This window comes from Streptomyces sp. NPDC058459 (genome assembly GCF_042721685.1).
Taxonomy (GTDB): domain Bacteria; phylum Actinomycetota; class Actinomycetes; order Streptomycetales; family Streptomycetaceae; genus Streptomyces.
In genome coordinates, this window is sequence record NZ_JBHXLV010000027.1 from 12,124 (window position 1) to 31,360 (window position 19,237).

Genomic DNA, 19,237 nt, shown 5'->3' on the forward strand with positions numbered 1-19,237 from the left:
GGCGGCACAGCACACGGCCCCGGGCCACCGTTCTCACTCGAACGGGCGGCGCCGGGGCCGGGGCCTGCGGGGGTCAGAGCCTGGTCCACGCCTCCGTCAGGGTGGCGCGCAGGATCTGCTCGATCTCGTCGAACGTCTCCTGGCCGGCGATCAGCGGCGGGGCCAGCTGGACCACCGGGTCGCCCCGGTCGTCGGCGCGGCAGTACAGGCCGTTCTCGAACAGGGCCTTGGAGAGGAAGCCGTACAGGACGCGCTCGATCTCGTCGGCGTCGAAGGACTCCTTGGTGTTCTTGTCCTTCACCAGCTCGATGCCGTAGAAGAAGCCGTTGCCGCGGACGTCGCCGACGATGGGCAGGTCGTGCAGCTTCTGGAGGGTGCGCAGGAAGGCGCCCTCGTTGTCCAGGACGTGCTGGTTCAGGTCCTCGCGCTCGAAGAGGTCCAGGTTGGCGAGGCCGACGGCGGCGGAGACCGGGTGGCCGCCGAAGGTGTAGCCGTGCAGGAAGACGTTGTCGCCCCGGTAGAAGGGCTCGGCGATCCGGTCGGAGACGATCGTCGCGCCGATCGGGGAGTAGCCCGAGGTCATGCCCTTGGCGCAGGTGATGATGTCGGGGACGTAGCCGAACTTGTCGCAGGCGAACATGGTGCCCAGGCGGCCGAAGGCGCAGATCACCTCGTCCGAGACGAGCAGCACGTCGTACTGGTCGCAGATCTCGCGCACCCGCTGGAAGTAGCCGGGCGGGGGCGGGAAGCAGCCGCCGGCGTTCTGCACCGGCTCCACGAAGACCGCGGCGACCGTGTCCGGGCCCTCGAAGAGGATCTGCTGCTCGATCTGGTCGGCGGCCCAGCGGCCGAACGCCTCCGGGTCGTCGCCGTGGATCGGGGCGCGGTAGATGTTGGTGTTCGCCACCTTGTGCGCGCCCGGCACCAGCGGCTCGAAGGGCGCCTTCAGCGCGGGCAGGCCGGTGATGGAGAGGGCGCCCTGCGGGGTGCCGTGATAGGCCAGCGAGCGGGATATCACCTTGTACTTGGTGGGCTTGCCGACCAGCTTGAAGTACTGCTTGGCCAGCTTCCACGCGGTCTCCACGGCCTCGCCGCCGCCGGTGGTGAAGAAGACCTTGTTGAGGTCGCCGGGCGCGTAGCCGGCCAGCCGCTCGGCCAGCTCGATCGCCTTGGGGTGGGCGTAGGACCACACCGGGAAGAAGGCCAGCTCCTGCGCCTGCTTCAGCGCGGTCTCGGCCAGCTCCACCCGGCCGTGCCCGGCCTGGACCACGAACAGGCCCGCCAGACCGTCCAGATACCGCTTGCCCTTGTCGTCGAAGACATGGGTGCCCTCGCCCCGCACGATGGTGGGGACGGGCGCGTTCTCGTACGACGACATGCGGGTGAAGTGCATCCACAGGTGGTCGTAAGCGGTGCGGCTGAGATCCTTCTGGGTCATCGGGTTCCCCACATGTAGGTCTGCTTCTTGAGCTTGAGGTAGACGAAGCTCTCGGTGGAGCGGACACCGGGCAGGGCCCGGATACGCCGGTTGATCACGTCCAGCAGGTGGTCGTCGTCCTCGCAGACGATCTCGGCGAGCACGTCGAAGGAGCCCGCGGTCATCACCACGTACTCGACCTCGGACATGGCGCTCAGCGCGTCCGCGACGCCGTTCACGTCGCCCTCGACATGCACGCCGACCATCGCCTGGCGGCGGAAGCCCACGGTGAGCGGGTCGGTGACCGCGACGATCTGCATCACGCCCTGGTCGAGCAGCTTCTGCACCCGCTGGCGCACGGCCGCCTCGGAGAGGCCGACCGCCTTGCCGATCGCGGCGTAGGGCCTGCGGCCGTCCTCCTGGAGCTGCTCGACGATGGCGAGGGAGACGGCGTCCAGCTGGGGGGTACCGCTCCTGGACTCGCGGGCGGAGTCCCTGTGTTCTGTGCTGCGACTGGCCACGCCCACACTGTGCACGACACCTCGACAGTTTCGCAAGGTTCGATCGATGAAATTCGTTGTTTACGAGCTTGTGGTGTGCGGATTTCGCAGGAAGGATGGCGGCGGGGGTGTTGAAAACGTGGGTGTCCCGACTAGGGTTGGGTTGTCCCGGCACCCGGACAGCCGTGCGGCCTTCCGGGGCGGGACAGCTCGAACCCTCGAACCAGATCAGGAGGCCGGCAGTGAGCACCGAGCCGCGTGGGCTGCGCAAACTCCGGAACTATGTCGCCGGTGAGTTCCGGGACGCCGCCGACGGACGGACCACCGAGGTGGTCAACCCCGCCACCGGTGAGGTGTACGCGACCGCGCCGCTGTCCGGGCAGGCGGACGTGGACGCCGCCATGGACGCGGCTGCCAAGGCGTTCCCGGCCTGGCGCGACACCACCCCCGCCGAGCGGCAGAAGGCCCTGCTGAAGATCGCCGACGCCTTCGAGGAGCGCGCCGAGGAACTGATCGCGGCCGAGGTCGAGAACACGGGCAAGCCCATCGGGCTCACCCGCTCCGAGGAGATCCCGCCGATGGTCGACCAGATCCGCTTCTTCGCGGGCGCGGCCCGGATGCTGGAGGGGCGCTCGGCCGGCGAGTACATGGACGGCCTGACCTCGATCGTGCGCCGCGAGCCGATCGGCGTCTGCGCGCAGGTCGCGCCCTGGAACTACCCGATGATGATGGCCGTGTGGAAGTTCGCGCCGGCGCTCGCCGCGGGCAACACCGTCGTCCTCAAGCCCTCGGACACCACCCCGGCCTCCACCGTCCTCATCGCGGACATCATCGGCTCGGTCCTGCCCGAGGGCGTCTTCAACGTCATCTGCGGCGACCGCGACACCGGCCGCCTGATGGTCGAGCACCCGACCCCCGCCATGGCCTCCATCACCGGCTCGGTGCGGGCGGGCATGTCGGTCGCCGAGTCGGCGGCCAAGGACCTCAAGCGGGTCCACCTGGAGCTGGGCGGCAAGGCACCGGTCGTCGTCTTCGAGGACACCGACATCCCCAAGGCCGTCGAGGACATCTCGGTGGCGGGCTTCTTCAACGCCGGCCAGGACTGTACGGCCGCCACCCGTGTCCTCGTCCAGGAGGCCATCCACGACGAGTTCGTGGCCGCGCTCGCCAAGGCCGCAGCCGAGACGAAGACCGGGCAGCCGGACGACGAGGACGTGCTCTACGGCCCGCTGAACAACCCCAGCCAGCTCAAGCAGGTCGCCGGGTTCATCGAGCGGCTGCCCGCGCACGCCAAGGTCGAGTCGGGCGGCCACCAGGTCGGCGACAAGGGGTACTTCTACGCCCCCACCGTGGTCTCCGGCCTGAAGCAGGACGACGAGATCATCCAGAACGAGGTGTTCGGGCCGGTCATTACCGTCCAGTCCTTCACCGACGAGGACCAGGCCGTCGAGTGGGCCAACGGCGTCGACTACGCGCTGGCCTCCTCGGTGTGGACCAAGGACCACGGGCGCGCCATGCGCATGTCCAAGAAGCTGGACTTCGGCTGCGTGTGGATCAACACCCACATCCCGCTGGTCGCGGAGATGCCGCACGGCGGCTTCAAGAAGTCGGGCTACGGCAAGGACCTCTCGGGGTACGGGTTCGACGACTACACGCGGATCAAGCACGTGATGACGTCCCTGGACTCCTGAACAGGTCCGATTGTCCCGGCGCGGGGCGGGGCGGCACACTTTCGAGGTGCTTCACACCTCTGTCCGTGGCCCCGCCCCCTCCCGCCGGTCCGTGCTGCGTGCCCTCGGGGGCACCGCCGCGCTCGGCGCGCTCGCCGGGTGCGGGGTGCCCTCGGCGTACGTCCGCCCCGGCGACCGCTCCGCCCCCGACCGGTCCGCCGCCGACCACCGGCTGACCTGGTCGAACTGGCCGCTGTACATCGACACCGATGACGCCGACGCGAGCAGGCGGCCCACGCTGGACGCCTTCGAGAGGCGCACCGGGATCTCCGTCGACTACGTCGAGGGGATCAACGACAACGACGAGTTCTTCGGCAAGATCAGCCCGGCCCTGATGAACCACCGGTCCACCGGCCGGGACCTGATCGTCGTCAGCGACTGGATGTGCGCGCGCTACGTCCGCCTCGGCCGGGTCCAGCGGATGGACCGGGCCGCCCAGCCGTACGGGAGTGTCTCGCCGGCCGACCGGAACTTGCCGCGTACGTCCTGGGTGACGAACGCGAAGCCCCGCGCGCGGTAGTACTCGGCCTCGAAGGTGAGGGCCGTGTAGCGGCTCGACTTGTCGTGACAGGTCCGCACGAGGATGGCGGAGTGGACGGTCGCGGCATCCGGCAGATAGACGTCCGTGGCGAGTTCGACACCGTCCCGCATGGCGACCTTGTGTTCCCGGGCGTGGCCGGACGGCGGTTCTGATGTCATGGTCTCGACAGGCCGAGGTCGCTCATCACGCCGTCCGGGCGCGTGACGTGGATGTTCACCGACTGGGGGGACGGACCGAAGAACAGCCGGCCCCTCGTGGAGTTCCGCAGAGCCGGAACCGAGGAGGCGGACAGTTCGTAGGCGCCGTCGATCTCACCGGCGTCCAGTGACTGGGCCAGGGAGGTGGCGTCCGTGAGGAACGTGAACTTGACCGACTTGGCGAACGGCCGTCGTCGCGGTTCCAGTAGGCGTCCTTGCGGCTCATGGTGATGCTGTCGCCGCTGGTCCAGCTGTCCAGCCTGAACGGCCCGCTGCACATCAGGCCGCCGGACGGCGTGCCCAGCCTGGTCCCGGCCTTCCCGGCGAACGCCTTTGTCACGACCACCATATTGGCCAGTGCACCGCGGAACATCTCGTCCGGCTGTCGGAACGTGACGGTGACCTGGTCGGCTGCGGTCGCCTTGACGGAGCCGACACTGGCGAAGAGACAGCTGACGATCTTCGACGGGTTCGCTGCCCGGCGCAGGCTGAACGCGACATCCTCGGCGGTGACGCCGGAACCGTCCCAGAACCTGGTGCCGGGTCGGATCGTGAGCACGGCCTTGGTGGGCGACCGCTGGTCGTAACTCGCCAGGTTCGGCTTGACGTTGAACTTCGCGTCCACGGTCAGCAGGGAGTCGCACAGATTGCGGACCACCTGGCCGCTCTGGGGCGTCGCGGCGTCGGCCGGGTCCAGCGTCTCCGGCTCGCCACCGGTGAGGTTCCAGGTGATCTTGTCGACGTCCCCCTTCGCGGCGGGGAGGGAGGAGATCAGGTCGTCCGCGGAGACCGACTTCTGCCCGCCCGTCGAACCGCCGACTGATGCGTAACAGGCAATGCATGTGCCTGGGTCTTCCAGGTCGTTACTTCCGGCCGCGCGTGGAGCGGACACGTCCGGTGGCCGGCGCCGTGCAGGCGCGTCCGCCGGTGCCTGCGCCTCGCCGACGGTGTCCCCGATGCGGTCAGCGCCCTCCGGACGGCGCACGAGAAGGACACACGGGGCTCGGAGACCTGCCGGGCGTGGCACGCTCTCGCTATGAACAGCTCTTCCGGTGACGCCCGGCGGTTGCGGGAGCTTCGGTTGTTGCGGCAGGTGCGGGACCGGATCGACCGGGAGTACGCGCGGCCGCTGGACGTGGAGGCGCTGGCTCGGGGGGTGAACATGTCGGCGGGGCATCTCAGCCGGCAGTTCCGGGCGGCGTACGGGGAGTCGCCGTACAGCTACCTCATGACGCGGCGGATCGAGCGGGCGATGGCGTTGCTGCGGCGCGGGGATCTGAGTGTGACCGAGGTGTGCTTCGAGGTGGGGTGCTCGTCGCTGGGGACGTTCAGTACGCGGTTCGGTGAGCTGGTCGGGATGCCGCCGAGCGTGTACCGGACAAAGGCCGCGCGGGCTACGGAAGGGCTGCCGACCTGCGTGGTCAAGGTGGTGACCAGACCGGTCAGGAATCGAGAAGCGCGGTCAGCGGGCCACGGCTAGCGTGACGGCCATGGACATCAGCATCCAGGCCAGCTTCCTCCCCCAGGACGACCCGGAGGCGGCCCTCGCCTTCTACCGGGACACCCTCGGCTTCGAGCTGCGCAACGACGTGGGGCACGACAACCTGCGCTGGCTCACCGTAGGACCCGAAGGCCAGCCGGACACGAACATCGTGCTGAGCCCGCCCGCCATGGACCCCGGCATCACCGACGACGAGCGGCGCGTCATCGCCGAGATGATGGCCAAGGGCACGTACGCGAGCATCGTGCTGGCCACCCCCGACCTGGGCGGTACCTTCGACCGGCTGGTGGCCGCCGGCGCCGACATCGTCCAGGAGCCGGCCGACCAGCCGTACGGCATCCGGGACTGCGCGGTACGGGACCCCGCGGGCAACATGCTCCGCATCCAGGAACGCCGCTGAGCCGTCCCGGCGCACGACGAGGCACAGGAAGATGGAGACAGCATGAGCAAGGGCACGGACGTGCACGCCGCCGACAGCCACGAGATGATCCGGGTCCACGGCGCGCGGGTGAACAACCTGAAGGACGTCAGCGTCGAGATCCCCAAGCGCCGGCTGACCGTCTTCACCGGCGTCTCCGGCTCCGGCAAGAGTTCGCTGGTGTTCGGCACCATCGCCGCCGAGTCGCAACGGCTGATCAACGAGACGTACAGCGCGTTCGTGCAGGGTTTCATGCCGACGCTCGCCCGCCCCGAGGTGGACGTGCTCGACGGGCTGACCACCGCGATCATCGTGGACCAGCAGCGCCTCGGCGCCGACCCCCGCTCCACCGTCGGCACCGTCACCGACACCAACGCCATGCTGCGCATCCTGTTCAGCCGGCTGGCCGCCCCGCACATCGGCCCGCCCAGCGCGTACGCCTTCAACGTCGCCTCCGTGCGGGCCAGCGGCGCGATCACGGTGGACAAGGGGGTGCGCAGGGCGGAGAAGGTCACCTTCAGCCGCACCGGCGGCATGTGCCCGCGCTGCGAGGGCCGGGGCGCGGTCACCGACATCGACCTCACCCAGCTCTACGACGAATCCAAGTCGCTGCGCGAGGGCGCCCTGACCATCCCCGGCTACAGCGTGGACGGCTGGTACGGCCGTATCTACACCGGGTGCGGCTTCTTCGACCCGGACAAGCCGATCGCGAAGTTCACCAAGCGCGAGCTGCACGACCTGCTCCACAAGGAGCCCACCAAGATCAAGGTCGAGGGCATCAACCTCACCTACGAGGGCCTGATCCCGAAGATCCAGAAGTCGTTCCTGGCCAAGGACACCGACGCCCTCCAGCCGCACATCCGCGCCTTCGTCGAGCGCGCCGTCACCTTCACCGTCTGTCCCGACTGCGCCGGCACCCGCCTCAACGAGGGTGCCCGCACCTCGACCGTCGACGGCGTGAGCATCGCCGACGCCTGCGCGATGCAGATCACCGACCTCGCCGAGTGGGTACGCGGCCTCGCCGACCCCTCCGTGGCCCCGCTGCTCACCGCGCTGGGCCACAGCCTCGACTCGTTCGTCGAGATCGGCCTCGGCTACCTCTCCCTCGACCGTCCCTCGGGCACGCTGTCCGGCGGCGAGGCCCAGCGGGTGAAGATGATCCGGCACCTCGGCTCCTCGCTCACCGACGTCACGTACGTCTTCGACGAGCCCACCACCGGACTGCACCCGCACGACATCCAGCGGATGAACGGCCTGCTGCTGCGGCTGCGCGACAAGGGCAACACCGTGCTGGTCGTGGAGCACAAGCCGGAGACCATCGCCATCGCCGACCACGTGGTCGACCTCGGTCCGGGCGCCGGAACGGGCGGCGGCGCCGTCTGCTTCGAGGGCACCGTGGCGGGGCTGCGGGCCTCGGACACCGTCACCGGGCGCCATCTGGACGACCGGGCCTCGCTGAAGGAGACCGTCCGCGAGGCCACCGGTGCGCTGGAGATCCGGGGCGCGGACGCCAACAACCTGCGCGGGGTCGACGTGGACATCCCGCTCGGGGTGCTGGTCGCGGTGACCGGGGTCGCCGGGTCCGGCAAGAGTTCGCTGGTGCACGGGTCGGTGCCGGAGGGGGAGGGGGTCGTCTCCGTCGACCAGGGGGCGATCAAGGGCTCCCGGCGGAGCAACCCTGCCACGTACACCGGGCTGCTGGACCCGGTCCGCAAGGCGTTCGCCAAGGCCAATGGGGTCAAGCCCGCGCTGTTCAGCGCCAACTCCGAGGGCGCGTGCCCCACGTGCAACGGCGTCGGCGTCGTCTACACCGACCTCGCCATGATGGCAGGGGTCGCCACGACGTGCGAGGAGTGCGAGGGGCGGCGCTTCCAGTCGGCGGTGCTGGAGTACCGGCTCGGGGGCCGGGACATCAGTGAGGTGCTGGCGATGCCGGTGGGTGAGGCGGAAACGTTCTTCGCGGAGGGCGAGGCCCGGATTCCGGCCGCGCACCGCATCCTCACCCGCCTCTCCGACGTGGGCCTCGGCTACCTCACCCTGGGCCAGCCGCTCACCACCCTCTCCGGCGGCGAACGCCAACGGCTCAAGCTGGCCACGCACATGGCGGACAAGGGCGGTGTGTACATCCTGGACGAGCCGACCGCCGGACTGCACCTCGCCGATGTGGAGCAACTGCTCGGGCTGCTGGACCGGTTGGTGGACTCGGGGAAGTCCGTCATCGTGGTGGAGCACCACCAGGCGGTGATGGCCCACGCGGACTGGATCATCGACCTGGGCCCCGGCGCGGGGCACGACGGCGGACAGATCGTCTTCGAGGGGACACCGGCCGAGCTGGTGGCCGACGGATCGACGCTGACGGGGCGGCACTTGGCGGAGTACGTGGGGGAGTACGCGCGGGAGTGACGCGGCGCTGACCGGGGCCGGCCGGGGGTGTCCGGCCCGTGGTCCCGGCCTTGGCCCTGGTCCTGGTCCTGGCCCTAGCCCCGGTCCTGGTCCTGGTCAGAGCATGTCGCGCATCCGTACGATCTCGCTGGTCTGCTGGGCGATCACGTCGTCGGCCATCTCCTCGATCTGGACGTTGTTGCCCTGCGCCTTCACCCCGGTGGCCATGGTGATCGCGCCGTCGTGGTGGGCGATCATCAGCCTCAGGAAGAGCTGGTCGAACGCCTTGCCCCTGGCGGCGCGCAGCTCGGTGAGCTGGGCGTCGGTCGCCATTCCCGGCATGGTGCCGTGGTGGTGAGCCGTGCCGCCCTTGGCGTAGGTGGCCAACCAGCCCTTCATGGCGCTGATCTCGGGGCCCTGGGCGGCGGAGATCCGCCCCGCGATGCGCTTCACCTGGGTCGACTGGGCCCGTGCCGGGACGAGTTGGGTCATCTTCAGGGCCTGGGCGTGGTGGGTGATCATCATGTGCGCGTAGGAACGGTCCGCCGCGTTGGGGGAGTTGTCGTCCTGGCGTTGCCGGGCGGCGTCCTCGGCGGACATCGTGCGGTTGGCCTCGCCGGGCTTGCCGGGTGCGATGACCGAAGGCCCGTTGTGCGCGGGGGACTTGGCGCCGGAATCTCCGGAGTCCCCGGAAGCGGAGCAGCCGCCCACCGCGAGTACGGCCGTGGCCGCAAGGAGGGCCGCGGTGAGGGATGCGCGGCGGTGAGGCACGGGGATCTCCTGTCTGTGACGGGTGACGTTGCTCCGTGACGGTGACGGTGACGGTGACGGTCCGGTGGTGAACGTCTTAGCACTCTTCGGACCGCGAATGACCGAGAACCCTCGGATGCGACTCATTACGCTCTATTGACCTGTCCATGGTGAGGACGATACTGCGGGGGAGTGTGAGCCGCGCCCCCACGTCCGGCACCATGGAGGAAGCAGTGACTCTGTCCCACGATCCCCGAACGCCTCGCAGACGGCTGGGAGTTGCCGCAGCCGCGGCCGGACTCCTGGCCGCCTTGCTCACGGCCGCACCGGCCGCCGCCACCCCTGACCCCGGCGACAGCCCCGCCGCCGGGCAGCGCGTCTCCCAGAGCGACGCGGCCGGGGTGCGCGGGGCGATCGCGGACGGTGAGATACCGGGCAAGGACGAGATCGTCCACTCCGCCAACATCGAGCACCTCACCAACGTCCCCAAGGACGCCCTGCCCGGCTTCAACACCGACCTCGCCTTCCAGGGCCGGTACGCCTTCGCCGGCAACTACGACGGCTTCCGCATCTTCGACATCAGCGACCCGAAGGCGCCGAAGACGGTCTCCCAGGTGCTGTGCCCCGGTTCGCAGAACGACGTCTCTGTCAGCGGCGACCTGCTCTTCCTCTCCACCGACTCCTCGCGCAGTGACAACTCCTGCGCCAGCACCAGCCAGCCCGCGACCGAGAAGTCGTCGTGGGAGGGCATGAAGATCTTCGACATCAGCGACAAGGCGAACCCCAGGTACGTCGCCGCCGTGGAGACCGCCTGCGGCTCCCACACGCACACGCTGGTGCCCGAGCGCCGAAACGTCTACATCTACGTCTCCTCGTACTCGCCGAGCGCCACCTTCCCCGACTGCCAGCCGCCGCACGACGGCATCTCGGTCATCAAGGTGCCGCGCAAGGCGCCGGAGAAGGCGGCCGTGGTCGGCTTCCCGGTCCTCTTCCCCGGCGAGGGCCCGGACGGCGGCGGCAACCCCGGCGCGCCCACCAACCCTGGCGTGTCAAAGACCACCGGCTGCCACGACCTGACCGTCCTGCCCTCGAAGGACCTCGCGGCGGGCGCCTGCATGGGCGACGGCATCCTGTTCTCCATCAAGGACCCCGAGCACCCGAAGGTCATCGACCGGGTCCAGGACAACGTCAACTTCGCGTTCTGGCACTCCGCGACGTTCAACCAGCGCGCGAACAAGGTCGTCTTCACCGACGAGCTGGGCGGCGGCGGGGCGGCCACCTGCAACGCGGCCACCGGCCCCGACCGCGGCGCCGACGGCATCTACGACATCACCGGCCGCGGCGACCACCGCAAGCTGGTCTTCCGCAACTACTACAAGATCCCCCGCCACCAGGCCGACACCGAGAACTGCGTCGCCCACAACGGCTCCCTCATCCCCGTCAAGGGCCGCGACCTCATGGTCCAGGCGTGGTACCAGGGCGGCATCTCCGTCTGGGACTTCACCGATTCCAGCCACCCGGAGGAGATCGCCTACTTCGAGCGCGGTCCGCTGTCCACGGACACCCTCCAGGTCGGCGGCTCCTGGTCCGCGTACTACTACAACGGCTACATCTACTCCAACGACATCATCAAGGGCTTCGACGTCCTGCGGCTGGAGGACCGGCGGACGGACTCGGCCCGCCGGGTGCGTCTGCGTGAGCTGAACGTGCAGAGTCAGCCGGGATACTTCCGCTGACCGAACTGCCCACCCTCGCTGCTGAAAGGGCGCGCACCGACTTGGTGTGCGCCCCTAGCGCGCGCCCGGCGCAACAAATGGCTCCTCCGTGCACTCTGCCCTGGTCCGCCGACTGATGCTTCTCTTGAGCAACGCTGATTCACATGGACCAGAAACAGCCCACAGCTGGCGTGAAGTGGTAGAGGAGTGCCTTCGATGCCGCAGTCCGCATCCCCAGGTCTGGAGGGGTGGCCCATCCGCAGCTTCCTCGGTGGCCTGTCGGAAGCCGTTCGCACACAACTGCTCATGATCGGTACCCGCTGCCGCTACTTGTCCGAGGACATCCTGATCCACGAGGGTGACTTCTCCAACCACGTGGTGCTGTTGCGCTCAGGATGCGTCAAGGTGACCGCTCGCCTGGACAACGGTCACGAGGCCTTGCTCGCCATCCGGGTCGGAGGGGACATAGTCGGTGAGATGGCCGCCATGGACGACGGCGCCCCCCGATCGGCGACCGTCACCGCGTGCGGAGAGATTGTCGCCAGCATCGTTCGCGAGTCCGACCTGCGATTGTTCCTCGAATCCCACCCCGAGGCAGCGCGCGCGGTGAACCGGATCGTGGTGCAGCGTTTGCGTTGGTCGAACCAGCGGCGTGTGGAGTTCGGGGGGTACCCGGTCAAGGTGCGGCTCGCCCGCGTGCTTGCCGAGTTGGCGACCTCGTACGGACATCCGGTACCACGCGGATTGGTGATAGGCGTCGATCTCACCCAGCCGGAGCTGGCCGCTCTCACCGGCTCGGCCGAGGTCACCATACACAAGGCACTGGCCGAACTGCGCAAGGACCAGCTCATCACCACCGGCTACCGCCGCACCACGGTTCTCGACCTGATCCGGCTGCGAACCGTCGCCCAGCTGCCGGCAACCGTCTCTTAGCAGGGGCGTTCGCCGCCCCGCCGGTCGAAAACCGTATTTGTACGACCCATTCGGCGTTCTCCGTCTCTGAGCGCACAGTTGACGCTCAACCGCGCTCAACCAGGCAGACGGGAAGCCGAGTTCATGACATCGCGTACACAGTCGAAAGCGATCATCACCCGCCATCTCTGCATGGCTGCCGACGTGGAGAAGTACAGCCGCCTCGACACGCCGAGCCAGGAGGATTTTCAGGCCGACCTGGTGCAGGTGCTCGAGGAGGCGGCGGTGCTCAGCGGCTTGGACCGCACATCCTGGGAGCGCCAGCCGCAGGGCGACCAAGAGTTCGCCGTCCTGCCGGTCGAAACGCAGGAACCGTTGATACTCGGCGCTTTCGTCCGGAACCTCGCCGTCCGGCTCGGCGAGCGGAACGCCAACTGCACCGAAGAGGAGCGCATGCGACTCCGGCTCGCCATCGACTTCGGTGTCGCCCGCACCGCCGCTCTCGGCTACAGCGGGCCGGCTCCCGTCTCCGTGGCGCGTTACCTCAACTCGCCGCAGCTCAAGCGCGTGCTGGGGTCCCTGGGTTCCACCGATCTCGCTGTGATCATCTCCGACCGGATCTACCAGGACGTCGTCCGGCTCCGGGGGGAGGGCGAAGGCTTGGACCCGAGCCGGTACGTCAGGGTGCACGTTCTGGAGAAGGAGTTCAGCGGCTACGGCTGGATCCACGTCCCGGAGCACAGCCGGGAGGAGCTGGAGCCGCTCGTGGCCGACCCTGAGCCGGACGAGGCGCCGGCCCCCGCACCCACCACTTCCGTCAAGAACAAGAAGGGCGTTGTCCACTTCGGAAGCGGCGATGCGGCTTACAAGATGTACAAGAAGTACTCCAGGTGACGGTGGGTGAGTCATGGACGACAGGAACGAAACCGTGAGCGACTTCGTGGACCCGCCCCCACTCGAGCCATCCGCCGGTGAGAAGGAGTCCCTCGCCCCTGTCGGCACGGAGGTGACCGATGAAGAGGCCGATCACATTCGGCGGCTGCGAGAACGGGGGCTGCCCCAGACCCTTGTCGAAGGCGGGGTCAAGGCGAAGGTCGTCGGTTTCGGCAGCGGTGACGCGGCCACGACGATGTACAAGACCACCTACTACGGCACCCCGGCTGTCGACCCGGTGGACGGCCGGGTCCCGGAGGGGGATCTGGACCGTCAGCGCGAGCTGTACGTCGAGCCGGCCACTCACGCGGCTCTGGTCGCCCACCTGACCAGACATGGAGTCGCCGTGCTGTGCGGGCCCCCCGGCTCGGGGCGTTACACCACAGCATTGCTCGCCGTGCGGACCGCGATGGACACCGGCGTCGTGGTTCTGGACTCCGAGGCGGGTGTGCGTCGGCTGGTGACGGATGAGGAAGGTCTCCAGCCGGGCCGGGGGCACGTCATCGAGGGCGACGGCGCGGAGTGGGCGAACGAACTGCGCCCTCAACTGCTCATACGGCTGCGCGCGGCGACCTACGGCAGATCGCCACTGGTCATCATCGTCGACGACCATGTGGCGGTCGGAGGTCTGGCCGGCCACCTCGTCAAGCACGAGGTTGCGGACGGCATGCCGTTCCAGGTGCTTGAGCGGCATCTGAGGGTGCTGCTCGCCGACCGCCCGCTGGACTGCCGCAAACTGCTGGAGCACGAGGGTCTCAGGGAGGACCTGCGCGGACGCAGGTCCATGGCCGAGGTCGCCGGTCTCGCTGAGCATATGGAGCGGCGAGTACGTGACGGCGCCGATGTCGACCAGATCGTGCAGGGTCTGGGGGCCGAGCTGCGGGCCAAAGCGGTCAGACTCCTCGGGCTCTCTCGGAAGCCGGCCGACGGGGTGGGCAGACAGGAGCTTTCCCTCTGGTCGCACGCGTTCCTGCTCGCCTGCGTGGTGCTCGACGGGACGACGCTCAGCCGGGTCAGCCGGGAGTCCCACCGGCTCGCGGAGTTGCTGTACGGGGTGCGCTCACCCTCTTCCGTCCCGGAGATGCCGCTCTTCGAGGAGAGTGTGCAGGACTGGCTCGACCAGTCCGACGTGGAGTTCACCGACCGAAATGGGCAACCGGTCGGAGCCCGGCACCCGGAGTGCCTGGTACGGGTCAGCCAGCCCGGTCTCGGCGTAGCAGTCCTGGAAGTCCTGTGGCACGACCACAGTGGGGCCCGCGGCCCGTTGCTGGAGTGGCTCGACAGCCTCGTGGTCCGGGGCGAGGAGGACATCCGAGTGGCCGCCGCTCAGACGGTCGGTCTGCTGGCGACCTTCGACTGGGCCTACGTACACGAGGAACTGCTCGTGCGCTGGGCGTCGGAACGGGGAGAGCACGCCGATCGGCGGCGGTTCGCCGCGGCCTGGGCACTGGAACGCGCGGTGACCGATCCCCTGCTGGCCCCCCGGGTCCAGCGTCTGCTGGCCCGCTGGTCGCAACGCCGTGACTTCCAGGCCTGCGCCCAGGCTTCGTACGGTACCCGGATCGGCGCACGGTTTCCCGCGGAGGCGCTCAGCAGCCTGGAGCGGATCGCCGGGGCGGGGACGAAGAGCGTGTGGCTCCCGGTACGGGAGATCTACGCGGCCGGATCGCAGGTCCAGGTTCTCGGGCGGTTGGCCAAGTGGTCCGCGTCGTCCCGCCACTGGCTGCGCGACGACGCGGCGAAGTGTCTCCACGGGCTCAGCAGATTCCGCGGCGAGCGGGCGGTCACCGCCTTCTTGAAAGAGCCAGAGCCTCGTGAACACCTGCTGCTCCTGAGCCGGCGAACCCTGCTCAGCACCAGCCGCCTGAACCGCCAGTGCGGCTGGAAATCCCTGGGCCTCTGGGTGGAGCGGGCCGGTGACGAACCGGGTCTCGACGACCTGGTGACCGAGTTCTTCGCCGAGTTGCCCGAGCCGGATGTCGAGGGCGACCGCCTGCGTGAGCAGATGCTGTTCCATCTGCGGCTGTGGGGCCATCAGCTCCCGGACAGTGATACGGCCATACATGTCAGAGCCCTGCTGCAAGAGAGGTGGTCGATGTGACCAGGACGTACCGTCGTGGCCCGTTCGCGTGGCTGCGAGATCTGCTCGGCGGCCGACGCCCGGAGGAGAGCGTGCCTTTCGAGCCGACGGCGGTTCCGCCGATCGAGTCGGTGCACCGCAGTTCTACCGTCACGTTCGTCACCCCCGCCAAGGGAGACGGCTTCAGCTTCCAGGTGGAGGTTCACTGCGACTGGTGCGCGGAGGGGCGTCTGGACCGGGAGACGCTCGGGCACACAGTCGACGGCTATGCGGCGGACATGCCCCAGCGGCTCACGGAACGTGTCCGTGACATCGCCCGTCGGTACGAGCCGTTCCGCGTTCAGGAGGCCGAGCTCGCCGTCAACGACGAACTGCGGAAAGGGGAGTGCTTCGACAACGGAATGGTGAGCTGCCGTACCGTGGCGCACTTCCAGCCCGCCCCGGAGGTTCTGCAACAGCAGCGGGCGGCCTCGCTGGAACTCCAGGACATCGAGCACCGGTACGCGAAGTCCGCGCTCCAGGTGAAGCTGCTGAGTGAGGTCGCCGAGCAGTGGCGGACATTCCTCGCCGGTGGGATGGCAGGAGCGCGGCAGAACGCCGACGCGCTCGCGTGGCTCACTCCGTGGGCGGTGCTGTTGGCCGAGCAGCCGGACAAGGCGGCCACGGAGGTCGGTGACATGTTCCGGCAGCGACAGGAGCAGTTCGACAAATTCATCAAGCAACTGGAGGGGCAGACGAAGGCGTATCAGGCTCAGGATCTCTTTGAGTTCGTTGCCACCAATGAGCGTCAACTCGGCCATGCCATGCGGTTGTTCGGCTTGCCGCTGCCCGGCGAACTGTACGACGGGCGAGAGCCCGCGGAGCCGCTCCCCCGCGTTCGGCCCACCCGGGACTGAGGAAGCGGCTCGCATGGATCAGGGGAGCAGCGGGCCGGCGAGGAAGGCGAGTCCGGCAGTGATCGCCATCAGGCCCGTCCAGCCGACCCCCCTGGCGATGTACCGGTGCTTGGTCATCACCACCTGGGCGAGTAAGGGGATCAGCTGCCAGATCTCCTTGCGCTCGCTGTCCTTGTCCGCCGGCGGAGGGGTCCCGTCGGTGGCGGCGAGCAACGGCAGGCTGAACCTGTTCGGGAAAGGCGGCGGCTCCAGGCGGGGGCGCAGAGCCTGGACGACGCAGTACACGGCAGGCAGGAACGCCGTCACCCGAAGCAGCAGCAGGACGGGCGCGATCCATGCGCCGGGTCCGCCATGCTCCCACGCCTCGCGTAGCGCCCCGGCCTGAGGTACGGCTGCGGCCATCAGCCCTGCTTGAACGGCGCCGAGGATTCCGACCTTGGTGTCGGCGAACTGGGCCGACGCAAGAAGGGACGTGTAAACGGCGAGCTCCGATCGGAGGTCGGCGCCCGCCTCCTCTCCTGCGAGGTCGTCAGCGGCGGATGGAGTCGAACTGGGCACGAAGTACCTCCTGGTGCCGAATGGCTGAGGACATCCAGTAAGTCCCCTCATGCCGTCAGAGAACAGTCACAAATGTGTGTTCACCTACTTTGGAGACTCCGTGAGCCTTCTGACACGAATACGCTCCGCACGGCTCATCGCTGCGGCGTGCGCGCTGGGAGTCACCCTGGCGGCCAGTGGCTGCGGCGCGTTCGAGACACCCGAAGCGCGGCCGTGCGTGTGGCTGGACCACAGCTCCGACGGCGCGCAGGAGACCGGACAGCAGACCATCGTCCTCGTGGACCGCAGTGCGTCCACCCAGCCGGACCGGACCGTGCCGCCGGGGACGGGGGTGCCGGACTGGACGGCCACGCTGTTGGCCGCTCGGGAACTCGCGCCGTCGGCGTGGGAGGGCGGGACCCTGTCCGCCGCCGGCTTCGACGGCACGCGGTCCGGCATGAGTTGGGACGTCGACCGCGCGTTCGTCGCCCCCGTGAAGGGAGTGACCAAAAAGAAGGAGGACCGCCGGAGAGGGCGGCGCGGCTGTCTGGAGCGACGCTTGCGGAAGGTGACCGCCGAACCGCCGAGCACTGGGCGTACCGATGTGCTCGGTGCGCTTGCTGCGGCCGGCGAGCAACTCGGTCCGCGGAGCGGCCGTCGCAGGATCGTCGTGGCGACTGACGGACTGACGAACACCGGCTGCGCCGACCTGCGCGACGCCGGGTTCGACGGCCCGTCGGAGATCAAGGCGACGGTGGAGCGCTGCCGCAGGGCGGGCGAACTGCCCCGCTTGACGGGCACGGCGGTACGCTTCGTCGGCATCGGCCGCGCTGCCCGGGGGAAGCCGCCGTCCTCTCCGCAGACTGCCTGGCTGATCAGGTTCTGGACCAGTTTGTGCGCCGCGACCGGAGCCTCACCCTGCGAGGTCACCGCTACCGCACATGTCCACCCGGCACCGGAGACCACCCGGGCCGGGACCCAGGAACCGCGGGTGACCTTCCCTGCCGTGGCGGAGGAGCGGGCCGGGAGGACCACGACGATCATTCTGCCCGGCTCCGTGCTGTTCGCGACTGATCAGGCCGAGCTGTCCCGGTCGGCACGGAGCGCCCTGGACGACGCAGCTCGCCGCATCACGGATCTCGCCCCCGTTTCCGTCACCGTCTCCGGCCACACCGACTCACGTGGCAGTGAACAGCACGGCCGGCACCTGTCGCTGGCTCGCGCACAAGCCGTCCGGGCCGCGCTCGTGGTGCGGGGAATCAAGGTGGCGTCCGCCCTCGGGTTCTCCGACGACCGGCCCAGCTGCACCCCCGAGTACCACGACGGCATTCCGGACTACGCGGCCATGGCCTGTAACCGGCGAGTGGAAATCGCCGTGACGGTGCGCGGCTGAGTGCCCGCGTGTCCGCCCACGGCCGTCGAGAAACCCATCAGAGAAAAGGACGTCGGCCATGTCCATCGCACATCGAGGCATTCCGTGCCACCACGGTTGCGGATGCGACATCCGTCACTTGGTGCAGAGTGCGGAGCACGGTCCCGAACGGGACCCGGAGCACCTGGACAACGGCGAGATGCGGATGCTGCTGCGCGCGGCTCGCGAGGTCGCGGAACTCGTGGGTCACAACCGCGACCAACTCGCCGCCGCCCGAGCCCGTACGATCGGCACCTACTCGCGCACGGAGGAAGCGCTCCACGCTCTGGCTCGTTTCCAGGCCACGTCCCGTCTCCTGACGTCCCGAGCGGCCCAGCAGGCGGTCGACCTGCGTCACGCGGAAGACGGAGCCCGTGACCGCCGCCGCCGTGACCTGTGGGTACGGATCCTGCGCTGGCCGGTCATCATCGCCATGGCCCTGTTCGACGCGTGGTACTTCATGCGCGTCTTCCAGTACCTCACCACCAGTGACGAGGCGGTCTCGCTGGTCGAACGAGTGATCTCTTTCCTGCCCGGTGTCGTCCTGGCCCTGGCCATGATGCTGTCCGGCCACGCGATCGCGGCTCCGCTCCATCGGGTACGCGAGTGGTTGCACGCTCTCCGCGACCGGCATCCGGCACTCTCCCTGATCGGATCGCTCGCCCTGCCCGTCCTCTACCTCGTCGCGGTGTTGTCCACGGTCATGGTGTGGGCGGTCGTGAGGGCCCGCGAAGCGGAGACCGACGATCTCGGTACCCGCTACGCACCCGGTTGGGTCGCCGTGCTGATGCTCGTCCTCGCGATCACTGCCGTGGCGATGAAGGTGGTTGCCTACAACCCGTACGCCGACAGCGCGGCCGAGGCCCGCCGTGGACTTCTGCGCGCGAGGCTGACATACGCCTGGCTGGTGAGACGAGTCGGCGACGCCCTGCGCGAACACGAACAGGCCTGGAGCGATCTGTGCGCGGTACGCGACGAACTCGCTTCGCACGTGCGTCTGGAGAGCATGCGGGTATGGGAGGCGGCCATCCTCACGGCCCGCATGCTGCATGGACAGGCTGGAAATCTTCCGCCGGCCCCGGCCGTCTCGGCGGGCGGAGCGGAGGCGCAGGCGCCGACGGCGGCGTGGGTGGCGCCTCTCTTCACCGGAGTGGTCGAGCCCCCTCCGGAGCTCGGCCCTCTGGTCGAAGCCCAACGGATCGCCGCCACATGTGACCCGACCGAGCTGCGCACCCGACGCAACGATCTGATCAGCCGCATAGACCGTCAACTCGCGCCGGCATGACCGCAGCCAGCGCCAACGGCGACAGTGGGGCG

The 19,237-nt window shown here is 68.9% G+C and carries 18 protein-coding genes and 1 pseudogene; 12 read left to right on the forward strand and 7 right to left on the reverse strand.

The window, feature by feature from the left end; genetic code table 11:
• Positions 1-73: 73 nt before the first annotated feature.
• Complete coding sequence (locus tag ACFWN1_RS08145) at positions 74-1,438, reverse strand: aspartate aminotransferase family protein (protein WP_384359290.1); 1,365 nt, start codon at positions 1,436-1,438, stop codon at positions 74-76.
• Positions 1,435-1,953, reverse strand: a complete 519-nt coding sequence (locus ACFWN1_RS08150) for an Lrp/AsnC family transcriptional regulator (RefSeq protein WP_384359291.1) — start codon at positions 1,951-1,953, stop codon at positions 1,435-1,437. The genes ACFWN1_RS08145 and ACFWN1_RS08150 overlap by 4 nt, the downstream gene beginning before the upstream one ends.
• A gap of 206 nt (positions 1,954-2,159) precedes the next feature.
• Between ACFWN1_RS08150 and ACFWN1_RS08155 the strand changes: the two genes are divergently transcribed.
• Together ACFWN1_RS08155 and ACFWN1_RS08160 are read left to right on the forward strand one after the other, a co-directional pair.
• A complete protein-coding gene (locus tag ACFWN1_RS08155) occupies positions 2,160-3,608 on the forward strand; it encodes a gamma-aminobutyraldehyde dehydrogenase (RefSeq protein WP_384359292.1) in 1,449 nt (482 codons plus the stop codon).
• Between the two features lie 46 nt (positions 3,609-3,654).
• Positions 3,655-4,089: pseudogene (locus ACFWN1_RS08160) on the forward strand (spermidine/putrescine ABC transporter substrate-binding protein); the annotation flags it as partial.
• Here the strand turns inward: ACFWN1_RS08160 and ACFWN1_RS08165 are convergent.
• Both ACFWN1_RS08165 and ACFWN1_RS08170 read right to left on the reverse strand, forming a co-directional pair.
• The gene (locus ACFWN1_RS08165; RefSeq protein WP_384359293.1) at positions 4,041-4,346 is read right to left on the reverse strand and encodes a CocE/NonD family hydrolase; all 306 of its coding nucleotides are present in this window, start codon (positions 4,344-4,346) and stop codon (positions 4,041-4,043) included. The pseudogene ACFWN1_RS08160 and the gene ACFWN1_RS08165 overlap by 49 nt on opposite strands.
• A gap of 55 nt (positions 4,347-4,401) precedes the next feature.
• Positions 4,402-5,277, reverse strand: coding sequence for an ABC transporter substrate-binding protein (locus ACFWN1_RS08170; protein WP_384359294.1), 876 nt, complete (start codon positions 5,275-5,277; stop codon positions 4,402-4,404).
• Between the two features lie 144 nt (positions 5,278-5,421).
• Between ACFWN1_RS08170 and ACFWN1_RS08175 the strand changes: the two genes are divergently transcribed.
• Genes ACFWN1_RS08175 through ACFWN1_RS08185 form a run of 3 tightly spaced genes read left to right on the forward strand, consistent with a single transcriptional unit; the run spans position 5,422 to position 8,707 of the window.
• Complete coding sequence (locus ACFWN1_RS08175) at positions 5,422-5,865, forward strand: helix-turn-helix transcriptional regulator (RefSeq protein ID WP_384359295.1); 444 nt, start codon at positions 5,422-5,424, stop codon at positions 5,863-5,865.
• 10 nt (positions 5,866-5,875) lie between these two features.
• Positions 5,876-6,286 carry a VOC family protein gene (locus tag ACFWN1_RS08180; protein ID WP_384359296.1) on the forward strand — a complete coding sequence of 137 codons (411 nt, stop codon included), beginning with the start codon at positions 5,876-5,878 and terminating at the stop codon, positions 6,284-6,286.
• Between the two features lie 42 nt (positions 6,287-6,328).
• A complete protein-coding gene (locus ACFWN1_RS08185) occupies positions 6,329-8,707 on the forward strand; it encodes an ATP-binding cassette domain-containing protein (RefSeq protein ID WP_384359297.1) in 2,379 nt (792 codons plus the stop codon).
• A 96-nt stretch (positions 8,708-8,803) separates the two neighbouring features.
• On the opposite strand, the gene ACFWN1_RS08190 is transcribed toward ACFWN1_RS08185, so the two are convergent.
• Positions 8,804-9,457 carry a DUF305 domain-containing protein gene (locus ACFWN1_RS08190; RefSeq protein ID WP_384359298.1) on the reverse strand — a complete coding sequence of 218 codons (654 nt, stop codon included), beginning with the start codon at positions 9,455-9,457 and terminating at the stop codon, positions 8,804-8,806.
• A gap of 212 nt (positions 9,458-9,669) precedes the next feature.
• Between ACFWN1_RS08190 and ACFWN1_RS08195 the strand changes: the two genes are divergently transcribed.
• From ACFWN1_RS08195 to ACFWN1_RS08215, 5 genes are all read left to right on the forward strand, one after another.
• On the forward strand, positions 9,670-11,172 hold the full coding sequence (locus tag ACFWN1_RS08195) for an LVIVD repeat-containing protein (RefSeq protein WP_384359299.1): 1,503 nt from the start codon (positions 9,670-9,672) through the stop codon (positions 11,170-11,172).
• A 195-nt stretch (positions 11,173-11,367) separates the two neighbouring features.
• Positions 11,368-12,084, forward strand: coding sequence for a Crp/Fnr family transcriptional regulator (locus ACFWN1_RS08200; protein WP_384359300.1), 717 nt, complete (start codon positions 11,368-11,370; stop codon positions 12,082-12,084).
• 78 nt (positions 12,085-12,162) lie between these two features.
• Positions 12,163-12,957, forward strand: a complete 795-nt coding sequence (locus ACFWN1_RS08205) for a hypothetical protein (RefSeq protein ID WP_384359301.1) — start codon at positions 12,163-12,165, stop codon at positions 12,955-12,957.
• 34 nt (positions 12,958-12,991) lie between these two features.
• Positions 12,992-15,097, forward strand: a complete 2,106-nt coding sequence (locus ACFWN1_RS08210; protein WP_384359302.1) for a hypothetical protein — start codon at positions 12,992-12,994, stop codon at positions 15,095-15,097.
• Entirely contained in the window at positions 15,094-15,972 is an 879-nt protein-coding gene (locus ACFWN1_RS08215) for a hypothetical protein (protein ID WP_384359303.1), read from the forward strand. The genes ACFWN1_RS08210 and ACFWN1_RS08215 overlap by 4 nt, the downstream gene beginning before the upstream one ends.
• Before the next feature lie 18 nt (positions 15,973-15,990).
• On the opposite strand, the gene ACFWN1_RS08220 is transcribed toward ACFWN1_RS08215, so the two are convergent.
• The gene (locus ACFWN1_RS08220; RefSeq protein WP_384359304.1) at positions 15,991-16,530 is read right to left on the reverse strand and encodes a hypothetical protein; all 540 of its coding nucleotides are present in this window, start codon (positions 16,528-16,530) and stop codon (positions 15,991-15,993) included.
• Between the two features lie 100 nt (positions 16,531-16,630).
• On the opposite strand from ACFWN1_RS08220, the gene ACFWN1_RS08225 reads away from it, so the two are divergent.
• Positions 16,631-17,902: an OmpA family protein gene (locus ACFWN1_RS08225; protein ID WP_384359305.1), complete on the forward strand. Its 1,272-nt coding sequence runs from the start codon at positions 16,631-16,633 to the stop codon at positions 17,900-17,902.
• 37 nt (positions 17,903-17,939) lie between these two features.
• Here ACFWN1_RS08225 and ACFWN1_RS08230 read toward each other — a convergent pair whose 3' ends face one another.
• Positions 17,940-18,278 carry a hypothetical protein gene (locus tag ACFWN1_RS08230; protein WP_384359306.1) on the reverse strand — a complete coding sequence of 113 codons (339 nt, stop codon included), beginning with the start codon at positions 18,276-18,278 and terminating at the stop codon, positions 17,940-17,942.
• 75 nt (positions 18,279-18,353) lie between these two features.
• Here ACFWN1_RS08230 and ACFWN1_RS08235 point away from each other — a divergent pair, with 75 nt between their 5' ends.
• Positions 18,354-19,205, forward strand: a complete 852-nt coding sequence (locus ACFWN1_RS08235) for a hypothetical protein (protein WP_384359307.1) — start codon at positions 18,354-18,356, stop codon at positions 19,203-19,205.
• Positions 19,206-19,237 lie beyond the last annotated feature (32 nt).

Coding starts and splice junctions, on each gene's coding strand:
- ACFWN1_RS08200 (WP_384359300.1), top strand. CDS start 11,368: ATGCCGCAGTCCGCATCCCCAGGTCTGGAGGGGTGGCCCATCCGCAGC.
- ACFWN1_RS08185 (WP_384359297.1), top strand. CDS start 6,329: ATGAGCAAGGGCACGGACGTGCACGCCGCCGACAGCCACGAGATGATC.
- ACFWN1_RS08175 (WP_384359295.1), top strand. CDS start 5,422: ATGAACAGCTCTTCCGGTGACGCCCGGCGGTTGCGGGAGCTTCGGTTG.
- ACFWN1_RS08145 (WP_384359290.1), bottom strand. CDS start 1,438: ATGACCCAGAAGGATCTCAGCCGCACCGCTTACGACCACCTGTGGATG.
- ACFWN1_RS08235 (WP_384359307.1), top strand. CDS start 18,354: ATGGCCCTGTTCGACGCGTGGTACTTCATGCGCGTCTTCCAGTACCTC.
- ACFWN1_RS08180 (WP_384359296.1), top strand. CDS start 5,876: ATGGACATCAGCATCCAGGCCAGCTTCCTCCCCCAGGACGACCCGGAG.
- ACFWN1_RS08165 (WP_384359293.1), bottom strand. CDS start 4,346: ATGACATCAGAACCGCCGTCCGGCCACGCCCGGGAACACAAGGTCGCC.